The organism is Pseudomonadota bacterium (assembly GCA_022572885.1).
Lineage (GTDB): Bacteria > Pseudomonadota > Gammaproteobacteria > Steroidobacterales > MnTg04 > MnTg04.
On sequence record JACZVC010000012.1, the window covers coordinates 1 to 16433 of the forward strand.

18 protein-coding genes are annotated in these 16433 nt (G+C 52.6%); 9 read left to right on the forward strand and 9 right to left on the reverse strand.

The genetic code is table 11. From position 1 onward, the window contains the following. The coding region (locus tag IIA05_05995) for a type II toxin-antitoxin system PemK/MazF family toxin (GenBank protein MCH9026653.1) at positions 1-218 on the forward strand (218 nt) is incomplete at its 5' end. Between the two features lie 107 nt (positions 219-325). On the opposite strand, the gene IIA05_06000 is transcribed toward IIA05_05995, so the two are convergent. The 4 genes from IIA05_06000 to IIA05_06015 all read right to left on the reverse strand — a co-directional run bounded on the left by IIA05_06000 (position 326) and on the right by IIA05_06015 (position 6277). Further along, positions 326-1759 carry a hypothetical protein gene (locus IIA05_06000; GenBank protein MCH9026654.1) on the reverse strand — a complete coding sequence of 478 codons (1434 nt, stop codon included), beginning with the start codon at positions 1757-1759 and terminating at the stop codon, positions 326-328. 16 nt (positions 1760-1775) lie between these two features. After that, a complete protein-coding gene (locus IIA05_06005; protein MCH9026655.1) occupies positions 1776-2801 on the reverse strand; it encodes a hypothetical protein in 1026 nt (341 codons plus the stop codon). Between the two features lie 342 nt (positions 2802-3143). Beyond that, positions 3144-4766: a hypothetical protein gene (locus IIA05_06010; GenBank protein MCH9026656.1), complete on the reverse strand. Its 1623-nt coding sequence runs from the start codon at positions 4764-4766 to the stop codon at positions 3144-3146. Continuing rightward, positions 4763-6277 (reverse strand): hypothetical protein, encoded by a 1515-nt coding sequence (locus tag IIA05_06015; protein ID MCH9026657.1) that lies wholly within the window; start codon positions 6275-6277, stop codon positions 4763-4765. The genes IIA05_06010 and IIA05_06015 overlap by 4 nt, the downstream gene beginning before the upstream one ends. 228 nt (positions 6278-6505) lie before the next feature. On the opposite strand from IIA05_06015, the gene IIA05_06020 reads away from it, so the two are divergent. The 3 genes from IIA05_06020 to IIA05_06030 all read left to right on the forward strand — a co-directional run bounded on the left by IIA05_06020 (position 6506) and on the right by IIA05_06030 (position 9937). Continuing rightward, positions 6506-8263, forward strand: coding sequence for a tetratricopeptide repeat protein (locus tag IIA05_06020; protein MCH9026658.1), 1758 nt, complete (start codon positions 6506-6508; stop codon positions 8261-8263). A 152-nt stretch (positions 8264-8415) separates the two neighbouring features. Then, positions 8416-8790 carry a hypothetical protein gene (locus IIA05_06025; protein MCH9026659.1) on the forward strand — a complete coding sequence of 125 codons (375 nt, stop codon included), beginning with the start codon at positions 8416-8418 and terminating at the stop codon, positions 8788-8790. 619 nt (positions 8791-9409) lie between these two features. Then, positions 9410-9937, forward strand: coding sequence for a hypothetical protein (locus IIA05_06030; GenBank protein ID MCH9026660.1), 528 nt, complete (start codon positions 9410-9412; stop codon positions 9935-9937). A gap of 177 nt (positions 9938-10114) precedes the next feature. Here IIA05_06030 and IIA05_06035 read toward each other — a convergent pair whose 3' ends face one another. Next, positions 10115-10798, reverse strand: coding sequence for a hypothetical protein (locus tag IIA05_06035; GenBank protein MCH9026661.1), 684 nt, complete (start codon positions 10796-10798; stop codon positions 10115-10117). 104 nt (positions 10799-10902) lie between these two features. On the opposite strand from IIA05_06035, the gene IIA05_06040 reads away from it, so the two are divergent. The 5 genes from IIA05_06040 to IIA05_06060 all read left to right on the forward strand — a co-directional run bounded on the left by IIA05_06040 (position 10903) and on the right by IIA05_06060 (position 12590). Continuing rightward, on the forward strand, positions 10903-11097 hold the full coding sequence (locus tag IIA05_06040; protein ID MCH9026662.1) for a hypothetical protein: 195 nt from the start codon (positions 10903-10905) through the stop codon (positions 11095-11097). Continuing rightward, a complete protein-coding gene (locus IIA05_06045; protein MCH9026663.1) occupies positions 11090-11344 on the forward strand; it encodes a hypothetical protein in 255 nt (84 codons plus the stop codon). The genes IIA05_06040 and IIA05_06045 overlap by 8 nt, the downstream gene beginning before the upstream one ends. 133 nt (positions 11345-11477) lie before the next feature. Beyond that, positions 11478-11930: a dual specificity protein phosphatase family protein gene (locus tag IIA05_06050; protein MCH9026664.1), complete on the forward strand. Its 453-nt coding sequence runs from the start codon at positions 11478-11480 to the stop codon at positions 11928-11930. 110 nt (positions 11931-12040) lie between these two features. Next, complete coding sequence (locus IIA05_06055; protein MCH9026665.1) at positions 12041-12340, forward strand: BrnT family toxin; 300 nt, start codon at positions 12041-12043, stop codon at positions 12338-12340. Then, on the forward strand, positions 12324-12590 hold the full coding sequence (locus tag IIA05_06060) for a BrnA antitoxin family protein (protein ID MCH9026666.1): 267 nt from the start codon (positions 12324-12326) through the stop codon (positions 12588-12590). The genes IIA05_06055 and IIA05_06060 overlap by 17 nt, the downstream gene beginning before the upstream one ends. Before the next feature lie 225 nt (positions 12591-12815). Here the strand turns inward: IIA05_06060 and IIA05_06065 are convergent, their stop codons facing one another. From IIA05_06065 to IIA05_06080, 4 genes are all read right to left on the reverse strand, one after another. Next, a complete protein-coding gene (locus tag IIA05_06065; protein MCH9026667.1) occupies positions 12816-13262 on the reverse strand; it encodes a hypothetical protein in 447 nt (148 codons plus the stop codon). Positions 13263-13364: 102 nt separating this feature from the next. After that, positions 13365-13769, reverse strand: a complete 405-nt coding sequence (locus IIA05_06070) for a hypothetical protein (protein ID MCH9026668.1) — start codon at positions 13767-13769, stop codon at positions 13365-13367. Positions 13770-14121: 352 nt separating this feature from the next. Further along, positions 14122-14424, reverse strand: coding sequence for a hypothetical protein (locus IIA05_06075; GenBank protein ID MCH9026669.1), 303 nt, complete (start codon positions 14422-14424; stop codon positions 14122-14124). A 146-nt stretch (positions 14425-14570) separates the two neighbouring features. After that, positions 14571-15713: a patatin-like phospholipase family protein gene (locus tag IIA05_06080; GenBank protein MCH9026670.1), complete on the reverse strand. Its 1143-nt coding sequence runs from the start codon at positions 15711-15713 to the stop codon at positions 14571-14573. Positions 15714-16433 lie beyond the last annotated feature (720 nt).

The window sequence follows — 16433 nt, forward strand, 5'->3', positions numbered from 1 at the left end:
ATTTCAACCCCGCAAAGGGCACCGAGCCCGGCAAGATCCGGCCTTGCCTGGTCATGCAGAGCGACCTGCTGAACGAAGCCGGGCATCCCAGCACGACGGTGCTGCCGCTGACGACGCAGCTACTCGACGACACAGCCCCGCTGCGCTACCGCCTCAACGCGCACGATCAGCTGGCCGAGGTTGAAACCTGCTGGCGCATAGTGATGGCGCTCGATTGAATCACCGAAAGATGGATTTTGATGGTGACGGCGAAAGGGTAGCCGGGCCTTCCATCTACGGTCATTCAGTGGAGCCAAAAATCACCGTGGTGGACCTGCCTGTAGGGCTACGGGACTACTAAGTCATTTGCTTGTGCCCGTTGCCAGGCGGCTTCCAGGTCCGTGCAGGATGGCCCGTCAATGGGGATTTCGTTACGCCCATGGCGGAAACTGGAAATGCTCCGGTAGACGTCGCGGCGCGCCCGGTTGAGGCTGCCCAGGGGCCTGTGTGCCTTTAGGCAATTCCAAGGTGAGAATGAAATGTGCTCACAAAGCCACATCATTTCGCTGGTGTCGAAGCGCTGTTTGGGTATCGTGAGGGTGCCTACCTTCACGGGCTCGGACAGCTTCTTCGACCAACTCACGGCCGCACGCTCCACTGGCATTTTGTATGGGTGCACCTGCCGTTGCACGTAAAAACCCAAGATCACGTCCCCTTGCTTCAGTTGTTTCCGCAAGCCATGGCGCAGGAAGTCACGAGAACGGTCTTTTTCCACGGTCGGCGACGCAGACTTCAGCTCAACCTGAGCGGACTCCAGCTTGAACGATTCGAACTTGACGATGAACTTGACGGCCAGCTTGTGGTTGCGCACACCGAACCGGTAAGCAGTAATGCTGTTCCAGGTGATTTCCGTCAGGATCCTATGCCTTTTCACTGAAAGGAGGAGGTTGCGAATGACATACCATCGCCACGGTGCGATTAAGCAGTAGGCGAAGTAGATGAGTTTGAAGATACCGCCGCGTGTCACTGAGAAAGTCAGGTATTCGTACTGGCCGATATTATTCACAGGGAAAACATCGTGACTGACCAGGAGAAAGTCCTGCTCGTTTCGGGAAATACCATCGTGTTCGAGTCGCTCGCCGGGTGGATGGCATATCTTGATCGCCATTCCACGCACATCTGGCTTGCCGTCCGGTTTAATGGATGGGCTGGAATTCGAGAAACGCACCCAGGCATCGTATTGGCCGTCTTTGGAATCTTTGGAAAACAGTCCCTGGCGCAGGTCTTTGGGTATGTCCGCAACAACCACCTTCAGCCGGGCCTTGACTAGGCCGTGGTGTTTTGGATGGGCATCGCGGCGTGTATCACCAGCCACGTAATCTGCCTTCAGCATGTTCAACAGGTTCCTCGCAATGCGGCCTGTGTGCTGAAACTGTGACGGTTGCGGGTATTCCTCTCCCAGCCTGAGGCTCTTGGCATAGCTCACCCAGGTTTCGATCTTTTCAGGTATGAAGGCCGACAGCGTAAACACCAGAGCCAAATAGGACATCAGGAATTTCCAGATCCCCCTTGATACGGGAGGGAGCCAGTACAAAAGGCATTTCACCATCACCCACAGCGCCGCCAGGACGACGGATAGGTATGCCATCGTCATGACGATGATGCGGAGCGCGACGATGATCAAGCCTGCCAAAAAATCAAACGTTCTCGACAGGAGTTTGCGCACCCAGTTGAATACGTCGCTCCCGATTTTCATGAGTGCAGCGAACAGGATTTTCATGAGACACCGAACATGGCTATGGCGTCGCCGATGCGGGGTATATCCGGCTGACAAAATCCGTGTACTTGGTCAAGCCGGTACCTTCGGCTGTACCTTCTGCGCGGATTTTCTCGATTGCGGCCAGGACCTCCGGATTGCCGATCATATCGTCGTGCAGATCTTGGTTCTTGATGGCTTCCAGCGCCCAGATCTGATGGTCTGGATCTGGCAAAGGCAGGTAAGACGATTCAAACAGGATCATGCCGTCGCCGTTGAACATCCGGCCGCGACCAGGCTTCGCCTGGCCGCTGATTTCCCAACCACTGCCTTTGTGCTGGCTGACAGACGACCAAGTCTCCTTTGAGCCGATACCAACAATGAGGAACATACGCTCTTTGAGGGCTTCATCGGCAAAGGAGAGCTCAAGATCCAGGTTTTGGTACCAAGCTTTTGCCCACTTCAGGCAGTCTTGGTTGGGGGCCCAAATTTCTTCAGCCTGGCCTTTCCGAGGTTTCTTATTTTTGAGCCGGCTTTTCCAGAGAGTTGGGTCATAGAGATCGCCGCCCTGTACTGGATATTTGAGATCGAGGGTGCCGCCATTCATCGGCAATTGTTTCAGCCATTGCTCGGCGGGTGCCAGCACCATCTGGTACATGCCAGGCATGGTGGTTGCGATGTCCCTCAGTTTTTTATCGCTGAGGAAGAAATTCAATTTGGAAATGGTTGTCTTGCCGTCCTGGATGGTGCTGATGGCGCTCAAAAGCCCCCTGAAGGGCGGTGCGATGAAGATAATTTTGCCGATCTGGTCGTGGAGTTTTTTATTGTCCTGTAAAAACTTGAGCACGACGCAACCGCCCATGCTGTGCGTGACCAGGTCCACCGTCTCGATACTTTCTTCGGCGTCATAATCCAGCAAATCATTAAAAAACAGCTTAAGGCGCTTCGCTTCGGTCTCGATACGGTCGCGCCAGTCGTAGGAAAATACGCCCGGCCGCAGGCATTTCAGGAAATTCCGGTAGCCTGGGGATAGCACTAGCCAAGATCTCATCGGTGCCCTGGCCATTATGTAGTTGTCCACCCGGTCGTAGGAGCTGTTTAGTCTGGGTTCCTTGAAGCCCAGCCGAACAAGCTTGCTCGGGAAAACGATGACGCGCGGGTCAAACCAGAGGGTCTGTTGTCTGCGGGCATCCCAAAGCGTACTCATCATAAACCCGGGTACAAACAGCAACGGGCGTTTTTCTCTTTCCCGATCGACGGTCGGCACTTCGCCAAGTATGCGCTGAAAACCCCACTTCAGCCCCGGCCGGGGGCCAACGGTCCTTTCGATCCAGTTCGGCCAAAGCCGTTGCTTGTAATACTTGTGCTTGTACAAGTCTTTTGCGCTGTCAGACATTGCAGGCTACCTTTAGATACCGGCCAGGTAGCGCAGGGCGCGAATGCCGGGCATGAAGAAATAGGCACCGCCGCGGACATGAACGAAACGTTTCAGGCCGTCGAGTCGCCGCTGGACCGGCTCTTGCTGGATCGTGAAGTGGCCACTCGGCCATTTCGGGCGGAACGGAGAACCGGGCAAGGGATCGACGACATTTTTTGATGCGCTATGATCCCCCATGATCGGGTCCGGGTCCTCGGAAAGGCCGCCAAATTTCGGACTCATGATCCAGGCCGATTGAATGGACTCAAACTGCCGGGCGATATTGGCATTGAAGCACATGAAATGCAGTCCCCGGACCAGTTCACCTGGATTGTTGTCGACCACCGTGTCTTTGGCCCCCCATTTATTTCCCCACGCTTTTTCCGGACATATGGTAGTCCCGTTTCCCTTGATGAAATCCTGTCCCGCCAACGGCGGCCCATAGGCCCGGCCCCGGCGGATGATGCGGTGATGCCGGCCGTGTACCGAGGACTTTTCAGATGCACCAGGGAAAGAATCTCGGGGATTGGTACGGCGCATGTGTGACCCGAAGGGGCAACGGAAACCATAGCGGTCGATGTCATAGAACCCGAAGCCGTCTTCGTCTTGCAGTGCAGGATTGTCCGAAAACGGCGCCAGTACCATGGGGGCTCCACTCGGCCAGCGTCCGACCATCTTGGACGCCAGCCAAGTACCCTGCTGTACATCACCAGTGACTTGTTCGCGCACGAATTTCCAGAAACCGGGCACATCCTGGGACAATTGCCGGAACACCAGGAAGCTGCCGTTGCGGCCGAAATGATTGTTATTCTTGGTCTTGGGTGGGATCGGGAAACGTTGGTATATGTTGGGGTAGCCGAACAGGAACTCGCCCGCATCGATGACATTATCCGGTCGGCCACTGACGCCAGATCCTTTTACCACAGGCTGAGCAATACCGTCGCGGAATCCGAAATGTTCCTTACGCCCGGGTAATAACCGCGTCGAAAGTACCCGGACAACCTTCATGCCGTTTTCCTGGAAATCTTTACCCGATTCTTTTTCATCCCCAGATGCCTCGCCCCCAGGTGTTCCACCCCACGGGGAGGCCGTTTTGAAGCCGACATCCCCACCAGCGACTTTGTTGTACAGATTTGCCAATTGCGCCTCGTCCGGCGCATACAGCATCACTAACAGGTGGATCTCCTTTCCCAGATCGCCGCGCTCGAGTTCGTCGCTGTCATAGCCCCAGACCCATTTGTAAGGCGCGCTTTCACCAATATCGCCCAGCAATCTCTGGCGATGATGGATGTGGGGGGAATCCTCGGGATGCTCGCTCTTACCGTGATCCTCGGGTCCGACCATGCCCTCATGGAACTGCCGGGATACCTGTTCGAAAATGCCCTTGGTCTCGTCGAATTTGTCCAGTCCCGGGCGGGTGAAGGCGATATTCAGGCACCGGTCGCGACGTAACTTGACGGGCTTTCGCGTGGCATTCGTAAAGCTGGTTCGCTTTAGCCATTCCCGCAATCGATCGACATCAGTGATTTGCAACAAGACCAGGCAGGCGGCATCCATTTCCTCGTAACCGCGGAGGATGATGCCCTGGATGTCTTCGCGTTCCAGTTCGCTCATAATGCTTCCGTGGTGCCGCCAAACAGCCGTAGCCAGTTCTTCGCCTCGTCCGCAGTCATTTTTTTTCTGTGCAGGGCTTGCCTGATTCTCGAGTTACGATTGATCTCGATGATGGACAGGTAGGGGTAGGCGCTGTACCAGAGGTGGGTCTCGATCATTGAATTGCGGGAATAGGCCTTGAAGGCTTGTTCGTCCTTGGCGCCCTTGGTGATCAGCCAGCGTGTACGGGGAAAAGCATGGGCGTGGGTCCAGATCAAGGTCAGCCCAGCCGCCGCATTTTCGACGAACTCGCTGAGGTAGTTCTCCCAACTGCTGTTGTAATTGCTCATGAACAGCAAAACGGGCGGCCTGCCAAAAATAGCCCAGCGGGCGAAATGGATCGAAGAAATACCACCCAGCTGGCCCTTTGTGTCACTGAACCTAGCCACCCAGCGGACAAACCACAGCACCAATTCCAGGCTAACAAGACGAAATAGCCCGGATTTGACCAGGATGGCGCTGGACATTGGGTTCTGTAGGATGTGCTCTTCGTTTTTGACGAACTTTACCGGATCGGGCTGAGTCAACTCGTCGTATTCGTCATTGATCTCGTGCCAGTTCAACACAACGACGAGGTAAAGTAGAGGGCCAAACACGGCGAGCAGCGCCCAACCAGGATCGAACGCCCCGGTCCATGACCATGCAGCTGAAACCCCGAGCAGCGCAGCCAGCGCCGGCACCGCCGCGTAAACAAAAAAGGCAATTAGCGGCAGGCCCAGCAGGAAGCCGACGTAGGTGACCAAGAAACCGGACAGTCCGGCATCCGTGATTAATCGCGTCAGCCAGGGAAGTTGCGGTGGTGGTTCGTCTTCGGGTTTGAATCCTTTTTTGATCTCCTTCCAGACCGCAACCGGGTCGCGTTCCTGCCATTTTTTTCCGGTGAGATGGTCGGAAATGTTCTGTCGAAGTTCTTTCTCGTACTTGATTTGTTTTACCGTTCGTCCGCGTGCGCCGACAAAAGGCGCATTGGCATAATCCCGGCCACGGTGCTTACTCATGAATTTGCGCAGATTCTCGCGGTCGCTGTCATCCAGGGGCAGGTTCGCGATTTCATAGTTTTCGCAAAACCCGAAAACAGAGTTGAACATCTCGTGTAGTTTGCGGAATCTGGCGGGATCATCCTCCTCTGAATGGGAGTCTTCGGCATTGGCCTCTTGATTACCGGTTTCTGGTGGTAATAAGTCCAGCAGATGATCTTGACCGATCTCGTCGTACCAGGTTTCGAAAAGTAACTGTGGTCGAAAAACGCTCATATCGCTGCGCTTGACGTCGATGATGACAAGACGAGCGAAATGCACGTTCTTCACAGCTTTGAAAGGTGAGTCTGGCTTGGTGTTGCCCGCGGAGCTATACCAGTCGTGCCGCAGTTTGTATAAAGCTTCCTGGAGTTTGCCTTCCATGCCGTCCTTGATCGACACGATCACGGATAGGAAAGTCTGCTGGATCGGTCGTCTGTTTTTCCAATTATTCATGCATCCCCGACCCACCGACCAATGCTTTTTCCCGGAATTGATCAGTTGTTTTTCGATGGTTTGAATGCTGTCTTGTTCTCCTTTAGTTTAGACTATGATTCGGGTCTTCGCTTCGCAAGCCGAAGAATGCGTGATATCTGTGAATGACCTTGCGAATCAAGCGATTCAGCGATTTCCGGGTTTTCTGCTAAGCTAAGCTGAATGTCCGCGTGATAAGAGAAGCGGAAAATGGCCGACAACCCTCCCCGGGAAAAAGTCTCACTCTTGGCAGAGTTGCAGCGCCGCAAGGTGTTCCGGGTTGGTGCGGCCTACGCTTTTATCGGTTGGCTTTTTATCCAGGTCGGCGCAGATATTTTTCCGGCGTTAGAATTCCCGCACTGGGCGTTGCCACTACTGATCTGGCTGGTGCTACTGGGTTTCCCGGTTGCGCTGGTGGTGGCATGGGCCTATGAGCTCACATCCAGGGGAGTGGAATTCGATCAGCGCCCGATGAGTTTCCGGGTCGCCAGAATATCGAAGGTTATTCTGGTGCTGATCATCGGCCTCACCGTAAGCATCATTGGTTTCTCCGTGTTCCGCTACCAGGCCGAGCGGTTGACGCAAATAAATTCCCTCGCTGTGTTGCCGTTCAAAAACCTGAGCTCTGACCCCGCCGGGGTGATTTTCGCGGAAGGCCTCGCGGAAGAGTTGCTGAGCCGTTTTTCCAGGATCAAGGCACTAAAGGTGCCGGGCCGACGCTCCACAAAATTGGTCGCCGAGCGAAGCCAGGACTTGGCAGAGATGGGCAAAACCCTGGGCGTTCAAGCAGTACTGGAAGGCGGCGTGCGTTGGAGTTCCGGTGGAGGCAACGAGGCCATCGTCAAGATTGACCTGCGGCTGCTCAAGGTGGCCGACGGGCTGACCATCTGGACCCGTTCCTATACCCGCAGGCTGGATAATATCTTCGAATTACAGGAAGAGATCGCCACCGAGGTGGTGGGCGCCCTGCAGGTGGAGATGCTAACGGCAACCGGGAGCACTGTAAAACCGACATTCAGCGTTGAAGCATACGAACTTTATCTCAAGGGGCGCGCAGCCTATTACAAGCGGGAGTATGCGTCCATGATCCAATCCATCGCGTACTACGAACAAGCCATTGCAGTCGATCCGGACTTCGCCAAAGCGTACAGCAGTCTGGCAGAGGCTTGGGTTCTGCTGGCCATGTGGGGTTACGTGGACGCTTCCGAGGCGATGAGAAACAGCCTGCGCGCCGCCCAGAGAGCGCTACAACTTGATGATAGCCTGCCGGGTACACAGGTTGTGCTGGGTTCGATTGCCCACTGGCATGAATGGAACAACGAGAAGGCCGAACCGCACTTTCGGCGCGCTATTAAACTGGATCCGAATTACCCGACCACGCGCAACTGGTATTCGGTGTTCCTGGCTCATACCGGCAGAGCAGAGGAGTCGCTGAGTGAACTGGAACTGGCGTTAAGGCTGGATCCGGTCAATCCCATCATCAATGCACAGGTCGCCTACACCTATCTGCACGCCGGCCGTTTCGAAGAGGCTGTAACCAGTGCCCAGAACGCCGTCGAGCTGGATCCCGGCTATATTCCCGCGCGTTATTACCTTGGCTGGGGTTACCAGATGACTGGTCAGTTCGAGGATGCGATTAGGGAATACCTACAGGTAGCGCAGCCGCTTCCCTTGTTCCGGCAGGTGCTGGCACAGGCTTATGCCGCAGCCGGGCGCCGCGAAGAGGCGATGCCCATACTGGATGAACTCATGGAGACCCGCGAGCGGGGCGAATTCTATGTTCCGGCGTACTTCACCGGGGTAATTTATACTCAGTTGGGGGACTTCGACCAGGCCTTCAAGTGGTTGGACCTGGCTGTTGAAGAACGCTCGGTTCAGCTGGCCAAGATCGAGTATGACCCCTACCTGATCCCACTTCATGACGATCCTCGCTTCGACGCCCTCAAAGAAAAGATTTGGCCCGATTGAAGCGTCCACGATAGTAGAGTCAAGGTAAGGAACTCGGTAACCGGAAAGTGGGAAAATCGGCCGTTTCCTGCATCCCGTAAATCCTTTGCAACAATTGGTTTTTATTGGATTGAAAGGCAATACCAAAATCGGACAGTCGGAGAATCATAGCCATGCATTACGAATATCAAGGCTGGATGCTTGCAGTTCTCATAGCGTTTGATCAGTTTGGCAATGCGATTGGTGGCGGCAACCCAGATTCTACGATCTCCGCCCGAGTGGGCCATTTCTCGGAATTTACTTCTCGCAAAGATTTTCCTGTGAAATACTCCTATTGGAAGACACTCGAGTGGATAATCGATCTTTCATTCTACCCAATCGATGGTGCAAGACATTGTTACCAAGCAGCGACAGCGGATATACACGGTCGTTACGAGCGTGGTAACGATATAACCCAGTTCGTGCTCAGCATGATTATTTTCATGGTATGTCCATTAATCGCTATCGTGCTATGGCTACTGTCGCCGTTCTTTCGGTCCTCCGGGTAACTAGCTGATAACAGGCAGGAAAAAAGCCATCCTGGGACGGCTTTAGACTTTGTGTTGGTGGAGGCGGCGACTACCGAATAATAGGTGTAAACTATTGGATATAAAGTGAAAGTGTAATTCTCGTGTTTGCAGTTGCCCCCAATGTTGCCCCCGCCTGTTACATCTTGCTACCAGTCATCTCTGAATACTAATATGTCCGTTATCGATCCAGGTTATCGTGTGTCAAAGGGGACATAACGATGTATAAGGTCGCATTTGCCTTGATTCAGTTATTCCGCTTTCTTGCTGTGCCGGTCGGTGCTTGGCAAGTCTTGGGCCTCTTGCCAGTCCTCAGTTGGTCCTCGGCGCCGGGCCAAGTTGCAGCTGGTATGTGGTTCATGGTCGGTATCAAAGTGTTCGTCTTGGCTATTTGTCTGCTCGTATTCTTTGGACTAAAGCGGGTAGCAACATCGCTCCGCACTCGTATTACGGAGCAAAGCGCAGGTGCTTCAACTTGATTCCTTAATAGTTGGCTGGAGAAACGAATGTCAAGCTGGGCCAATTCTAGGTTTTTTTGATGTCTCCACGATAGGCCGTGTAGAACTCCCTAGAGCGAAGAAGTCATTGAGGAACAAATGCTGTGGAACAATATAAGAAAATATTTTTTGGCCTATTATTTCTCTTGGCATTAATTATCATTGCGTGGCTTAGTGGGTCATCTTGGTCCCCTTTAAACCTCATTTTCGGTCCGCAGTCCTCTGTTCATACGGAGGCACCAAAAAGTAATTCCCGCGACCCTTTTCTGATGGAAATCGTGCCAAAGCGGTACCCTATTCTTGTCCAGTGCTTGCAGAAAGGATCAGAAACAATACAGTGGGTGGCGCAGTCCGGCGAGAAACAGCAGGAACTTCTAAGTTTCCAGGAACCCAATAGTTTGGCTATCGAAACTACGATTTTCGTTGGTACCGCACCTAATTCATCTTCCTCCTCCACGCAGCAAGTTTTGGTAACGATGATCGATTCAACCGGCGATGCGAAAATGGATCAAGTTGTCTATCTTCTTCCAGGAGGTCAGACGCACAAATATACAGAGCCATTTGACGAAGCATCTCAGTTCCTTTGGGATTCTGGATTAGCGATGGCCTTCAAACTGAGTAAGTGTTTTTGAGAGTTTTGACAGCCACGTTATACAGACACCAATAATCGGTGCTTCCATTTACTTCGTTATTTGCCGGCGTCTTAGGACTTTTTTATAGGGCGGGGTTGGCTGCTTTATACTTGTGGTCGTTGATAACTTATGTGATTGATTGAGTCCGTGTCAGAACGATTGCTCTATTCTAGCTTCTCAAAAGCAGATATGCGTGGTCTCGACATCGAGCAATATGTGGCCTTCCGGGCAAACTAGCTGATCATAAAAACAACTGATACCGACGTGGCTTTCCGTGATAATTAGGTCTTTCTTCCGGAGGGTGGATTTACACTCCAGACAGGTCACCTCCGCTTGGCCTTTTTGAACCAAAGCGATTGCCACAAATTCAAATCTGTCCCATATATGTGGTACCTCTGTTGGTTCCCGAGTCTCTTTACTGCGTTTGCGTATCCAGTTAAAAATCACGCTGTCATCAGAGTTGGAAAGATATGGGTAGAAATTCAGATCGTCCTTAAGGATCTGTTCGATATCGGCTGCTTGAAAGAGAAACTCGCCACCGTTGTTTTCATCCGATCCGCAGGCCGGCCGATAAAGAATGAGTTCACCACAAGGCGGTAGATTGTGCCGAAGCCGGTCCCGTTCTCGCCTCCTGTTTATCATCCCAAACTCGTCATTGGCCATGAACCGTTCGGGATGTATCAAAGATTGCGGTTTTAAGGCCAGGAGGGGCCATAGAAGCGTAGACAAGAAGAAATCGAACCAATGCTCGGCCTTTTTGAAGTGCCAGTCATAGGCATCGAGTTCATAGCGCATATGCCAGCCGAGGCGTATTGCCACATACAGCGCGCCGCCAATATATGCAAAAAGCAGTAGTTTCAATGGCTCGAACGTCACAGGGTGTCGGTGAGGCCTCTATTCGTGTGTGTAACAATTCGTTACGATTACTGTACAATGTAACGCACTTCACACCATAAGGGCAATCAATGGCCGGACTGAAAACAGCGACTCTCAACCTGCGCATCGACCCGGGGGTGAAGGAGGCTTTGCGGATAGCAGCGAAACAAGAGCATCGAAGCATTGCCAACATGATCGAAGTGATGATTCGAGCACACTGCAAAGAGGCGGGCATCCCGGTGCCGGAGCAAGCCGAACTTTTCCAGGAAGAGAGAAATGAATGAAAAAGTCATCAGGGCGCTGGTTGAGGCGGGCGCTGTGCGGCAGGTACGGATAATCGCCAACCAATCAAGTTTCCACATAAGAATAGAAACAGCCAACGGCAGTAACGTCGCTGAAACATTGAAGGGCAAATTGAAGACCTGGGCCACATTAAACGCGGCGGCAAAATGGATACGCTCACTGGGGATCGGGGAGGCAAAACTGGAGCTTACCCATTGGAATCCGGACCAGAAGGCCATGCCGTTATGACGAGTATCTTGGACGGCCGCGGGTCACCCACCCGTACCCGATCTCGCCTTCGTGAGACCTAGCCCTGCATACACCGATTCCGAATTCATACTGGGCAGAAACCGGCTCACTTCTGGCCGGCGAGTACCCGGGCATGCGTTCTGAGCACCTGTCAAAGTCGAAGCTGGCCAGGTTTCTTGATTCAGGTGTTACATACTTTATTGATCTCACCGAAGCGGGAGAACTACGCCCGTACGAACCGGACTTGGAAAGGCTTGCAGAAGATCGGACTATCGATGTCTGTTATCGGCGCTTTCCCATACGAGATGGGGGGGTACCTCCGCACCAGGATGACCTACAACAGCTCCTGAACACTATTAAAGGCGCCTTGTGCGCGCGCCATGTCGTGTACATCCACTGCCTGGGTGGAGTAGGCCGTACAGGTCTGGTTGTCGGTTGTTATCTTGCAGAAAAACATCGGAGCGGTCGGCAAGGACTCGCGAAATTGCAGGATTTCTGGACAGAATGCGAAAAATCAGCCTATCGGCCAACAACGCCGGAAACTGAAGAACAACGCCAGTGGATCCTGGCCTGGGGGAGTGTGTAAACCGCGCAATAGCGGAGAAAACGAGCCCGATGACCACCGTGGGTGTTAGCCGCTGGACGTTTAACAGGTGGTAGTTTGCCCGTATTTGTATATGATGGTAATATACAAATATGATTGCCTTGACGAAGATCACGGGCTTTGACTGGGATGAGGGAAATACTCGAAAGAACGAGAAACACGGTGTCTCGATGGCGGAGGCGGAGCAGGTTTTTTTTAACGCGCCATTATTGTTGCTTGAGGATGTGAAACATAGCAACCGGGAGCCACGCTTCCACGCTTTGGGGAAAGCAGATGATAAACGTCTGCTGCACATTACTTTCGCCCTGCGCCACGAGGGGGAAAAAATTCGAGTGATCTCAGCCAGGGATATGCATCGGAAGGAGCGAGCAATTTATGAAAAAGCGACGTAAAGCGGTACCGGAATTCGCCAACGAGGGCGACGAACGGCGTTTCTGGGAACAGTACGATTCCTCCGACTACCTCGACTGGACTCAGGCGCAGCAAGTCGTCATGCCCAGGCTAAAGCCGACGACCAAGACGATTTCGCTGCGTCTGCCTCAGCATCTTCTGGACTCCATCAAGATTGCGGCCAATGCTCGCGACGTACCCTATCAATCGCTGATCAAGGTGTGGCTGCAAGAGAAACTGCATAAGCACTGACAATCTCCGGCAGACACTTCATTGCTGTAAAAAAGCCCGCCACAAGGGCGAGCTATGTTGTTGGTGGAGGCGGCGACTACCGAAAAATAGGTGTAACCTATTGAAAATATAGAGAAAGATAAATTCGCATTACTTGAGTTGCCCCCAATGTTGCCCCTGATTATCGTGTGTTGCTGCCGATTTTTGCCGCGTATTTCTGGGTTTGCTAGCGATCCAAAGCGGACATTATAGAGTCTCGACCTTCCGCTGTTCCTGATCGTATTCCCAGACTTCCACATCAAGTGGGATCAGATGTCGGTAGGTTCGGACGTAATACTCGGCAAGTGATTCACCCGTCTTCGCACGAATATCGCGTAAGACAAACAAAATTTTCCTATACTTCGTCGGCGCAGTCGCGAAGTAATACATAGCCTCATTCCAGACTGTCATTTTTGCGCTGGGCACGTTGTTCCCGCTGGTCCAGCAATGGGACTTACATTCGACAAGAATTGGAGGATTAACGGTCCCCAAGTCAAAGTTATGGGCCTTCTTTTTCTCACTAATACGGACATCTACCGAAAAATTCTTTTCGACAACGATACCTGCCTCAGCAAGAACCGAGGCAGCCACTTTTTCAAAGTCACTGCCAACACGGGCGTTGCTTATGGATCCTACTCTTTGAAAATTTGCCAAGTCGTTACTTTCCTAAATTTTTCAGCCATAACCTATCGAGCACCAATTCGATGCAGTAGTCAAACATGCTTCTGGACCTTGTCAACTTAGGCCCCTAATTATCTAGTCTTCATTTAGCAATGCCTGAAGCGACTTAATATCATCTACCAAGTTGTGGAATCGCCATGCAATGCCCCGTGTTTCTCCGTTCCACTCGAATACGCCAATTTCTTCCAAAACGACTCCAAGATAACTCGCGCCTTGCGCGTGCGTGGTATCGCCCGGCCGTAATTGATAAATTGTTGTGCCCAATCCCAACCTCTCAGTACCGGAATACATTGTTTCTACATTGTTGGCCAGTGGTATCCAGTTTTCATTGAATGCGGTATGAAGTGAATGGATGATTGTGAGAATTTCTTCCAACGAATAACTATGCCGCATTCCAGATTCGCTTTGGATCAGTAATTGTCCATGTTTAACTGACCAGTCAAAGTTTCTAGCGCGGCCACCACCGTGAGTAACAGACATTGGTAGTTTCCTTACAATCTGCTCGATCCCAATAATAATCTATTTGAGCAACCGCTCCTGGCCGAAGGCGGACTGTCAAAAATCGGCTTTTGCTCAAATCGAACGTCCGCTATACACCCGGAAGCGGACATTCAGCTAATATTGCCACGAAGGGCCGCTAACGACTGCGATTTCAATCGGTCGACGCAACACTTTAACTAAAACGCAGAAGATGGCGTGTATGCTGATGAATCATAAGGAGACGTCGAGGTCTTCACGGGGCAGAGAAAGTGGAGCTGTGGGACCGCTGAAAGCGAGCAGGGGCGCTAAAGTCGATTGGGCGAGCGTTTGACAAACCTTCATCGTCTGGTTATCACCAGTTGACGCCGCACAGGGGGATCGAAACCCCAGCAGAGAGGATTAACACAGGTGTTGCGTCGACCGGTTGAAATCGCAACCCAAAGCCGACCTTCAACATTATGCCGTTTTGAGCTAGCGTCCCATGAAAGTGGTCGTGATTCGCGTCTTTCTCGCCTGCTGCGGTACGAAAGGATACCGTGACTATTTTTCCATCCATGATGTTGTCGAAGACTTTGATGGCTTTGAAGTCCGTAGAGCCGGGATTGTCTTCCTCTATTCGAATTCGCGCTTTTTCCTTTATTTCGTCGAGATTCATGTGTGTCTCCTTGAGCCGGTCGGGAATTGGTGGGCTTGAAAGATTAAACAGCAGGCAAAATGGAGCAGGAAGATTTTCTCATATAACCTAGTGAATAGCCGCTTTCAGCGCAGGTACACGGCGAACTGCTCCGTGATCGTCTACTGTCAGCGTCTTATGGTCGCATCCATGTCGATCAGCCGATTCTTGAGGGCACCAAGCCGTTTAGCAGGTACATGGATCGCATTTGCGGCGCATTGTGCGCCGTGAGACAGGATCGCCAGCGCGTCGGCCCGCCCAATATAAGAGAGGGTCGTCGGGAATCCAGCCGAGTGCTTTGCTTCCTGGATCGTGTTGCCTTTGACCCACAGTTGTTCGTCGAGGTGCGAGACGGCGATGTGCACACCGCATACATGGCAGCCGAGCCCAGATTCGACAATATCCATGATGAGTTCGTTCATTTTCGGCTGGGCGAGGTCGCCGGTCAGGCGGAACACCTTGTCCGAAAAACGCAAGCGTTCGCCGTCGCGTACGACGCTCATTTCACGTCCGGCATTCGACAGGAACCATGTGTCGCCAGGGCCAAGTACGCGCTTGGCGTTTTTCTTGAGCAAAGGGTGAAAATTGTAAAGTGCTTGGTTGTCAACCAAACCGGCATCGATGAGCTGGAGTTCTGGTAATGACACCTTCGGGAAGAAGCCCGGGAAAGCCGTTGCCGATACGATACCGTGCGGCGCAGGAAGGTTTTCGACCCGCACGTCTTTCGGTATTCCGCGCTCGTAAAAATCTCTATCCGCCTCGAAGTATCTGCCTTCGTGAAAAGCAATGATGTGGCCGTCGTTGTAATTGAGCGACTGGAATATGAACACCGGATAGCATTGCGCGTCGCCGGGACTCACATATTTGGCGAAGTTTTTGTCGAGCTTAAGCGGCTTTTCACGCAGTTCGAGGTTTCGCCACCAGGCATGAAGGTGCCGAAACCATGCTTCCTGTGCCCGAATGACGGCCCCACGCCAATGCCAGTTGAATTTGCCGAGGAACCGCGGACTGCCCTCGACGAGAGCGATCAAAGCTTCTTCGGGTGCGAAAGAGTCTTTATCCTGGTCATACTCCTCCGATCGAAGGAACCGGTTCCAAATTTCTGCTGCGATTGCTCCACCTGAAACAGCATTTACAAGCACGTGAAGCCGGTCAGGTTCAAGGTTCGGTCGAAGAATGTCGGCTTCGTGCAGCGTGCGAAGAACACCGGCATTGAATAAGGCGGCGCGGTATCCGCCACCGGACAGCGAAATGAGGTAGCGATTGTTCATGGCAAAGGCTCCAAGTGGCCTCGAGGGCAAGGGCCCCATAGCCAAGTATAGACGACGCGTAATCTTTGTCGCTGCACGAAACCGACAGTCAGTTCAACACCCTTGGGACGCTTGTTTCAGTCGGAGCCGTTGCAGTGGGTGATTTCCTCGTCGCCTTTCATATCGGTCGAGAGTAATCGATCTTGACCGGCTGGTTCTGACCGAAAGCGACCCCTCAAAAATCGGCTTTTCGGCATTTTGACAGTCCGCTTTCCACCCAAAAGCGAACATTCAGCTAATATTGCCACGAAGGGCCGCTAACGACTGCGATTCCAACCGGTCGACGCAACACTTTATCGAAAACGCAGAAGATGGCGTGTATGCCAATGAATCATAGGACTCGTCGAGGTTTCATGGCGGCAGAGAAAGCGGAGTTGTGGAACCGCTGGAAGCGAGTAGGGGCGCTGCGTCGATTGGGCGAGCATTTGGCGAACCTTCATCGTCTGTTGATCACCAGTTGGTCCCGCACGGGGGGATCGAAACCCCAGCAGAGACGATTAACGCATGTGTTGCATCGATCGGTTGAAACCGCAGCCGAAAGCAGCCCGTCAGCACGTTGCTTTACTGGTCGATTGAATGTCCGCTTCTCTAATCGGGCGTTAATGTCAAGCTCCCAGTTTTTATGGCATGGTATTGGTCGCGTCTTGGCGTGGGTCAAGCTTCTCTTCGCAGTCGGTACTG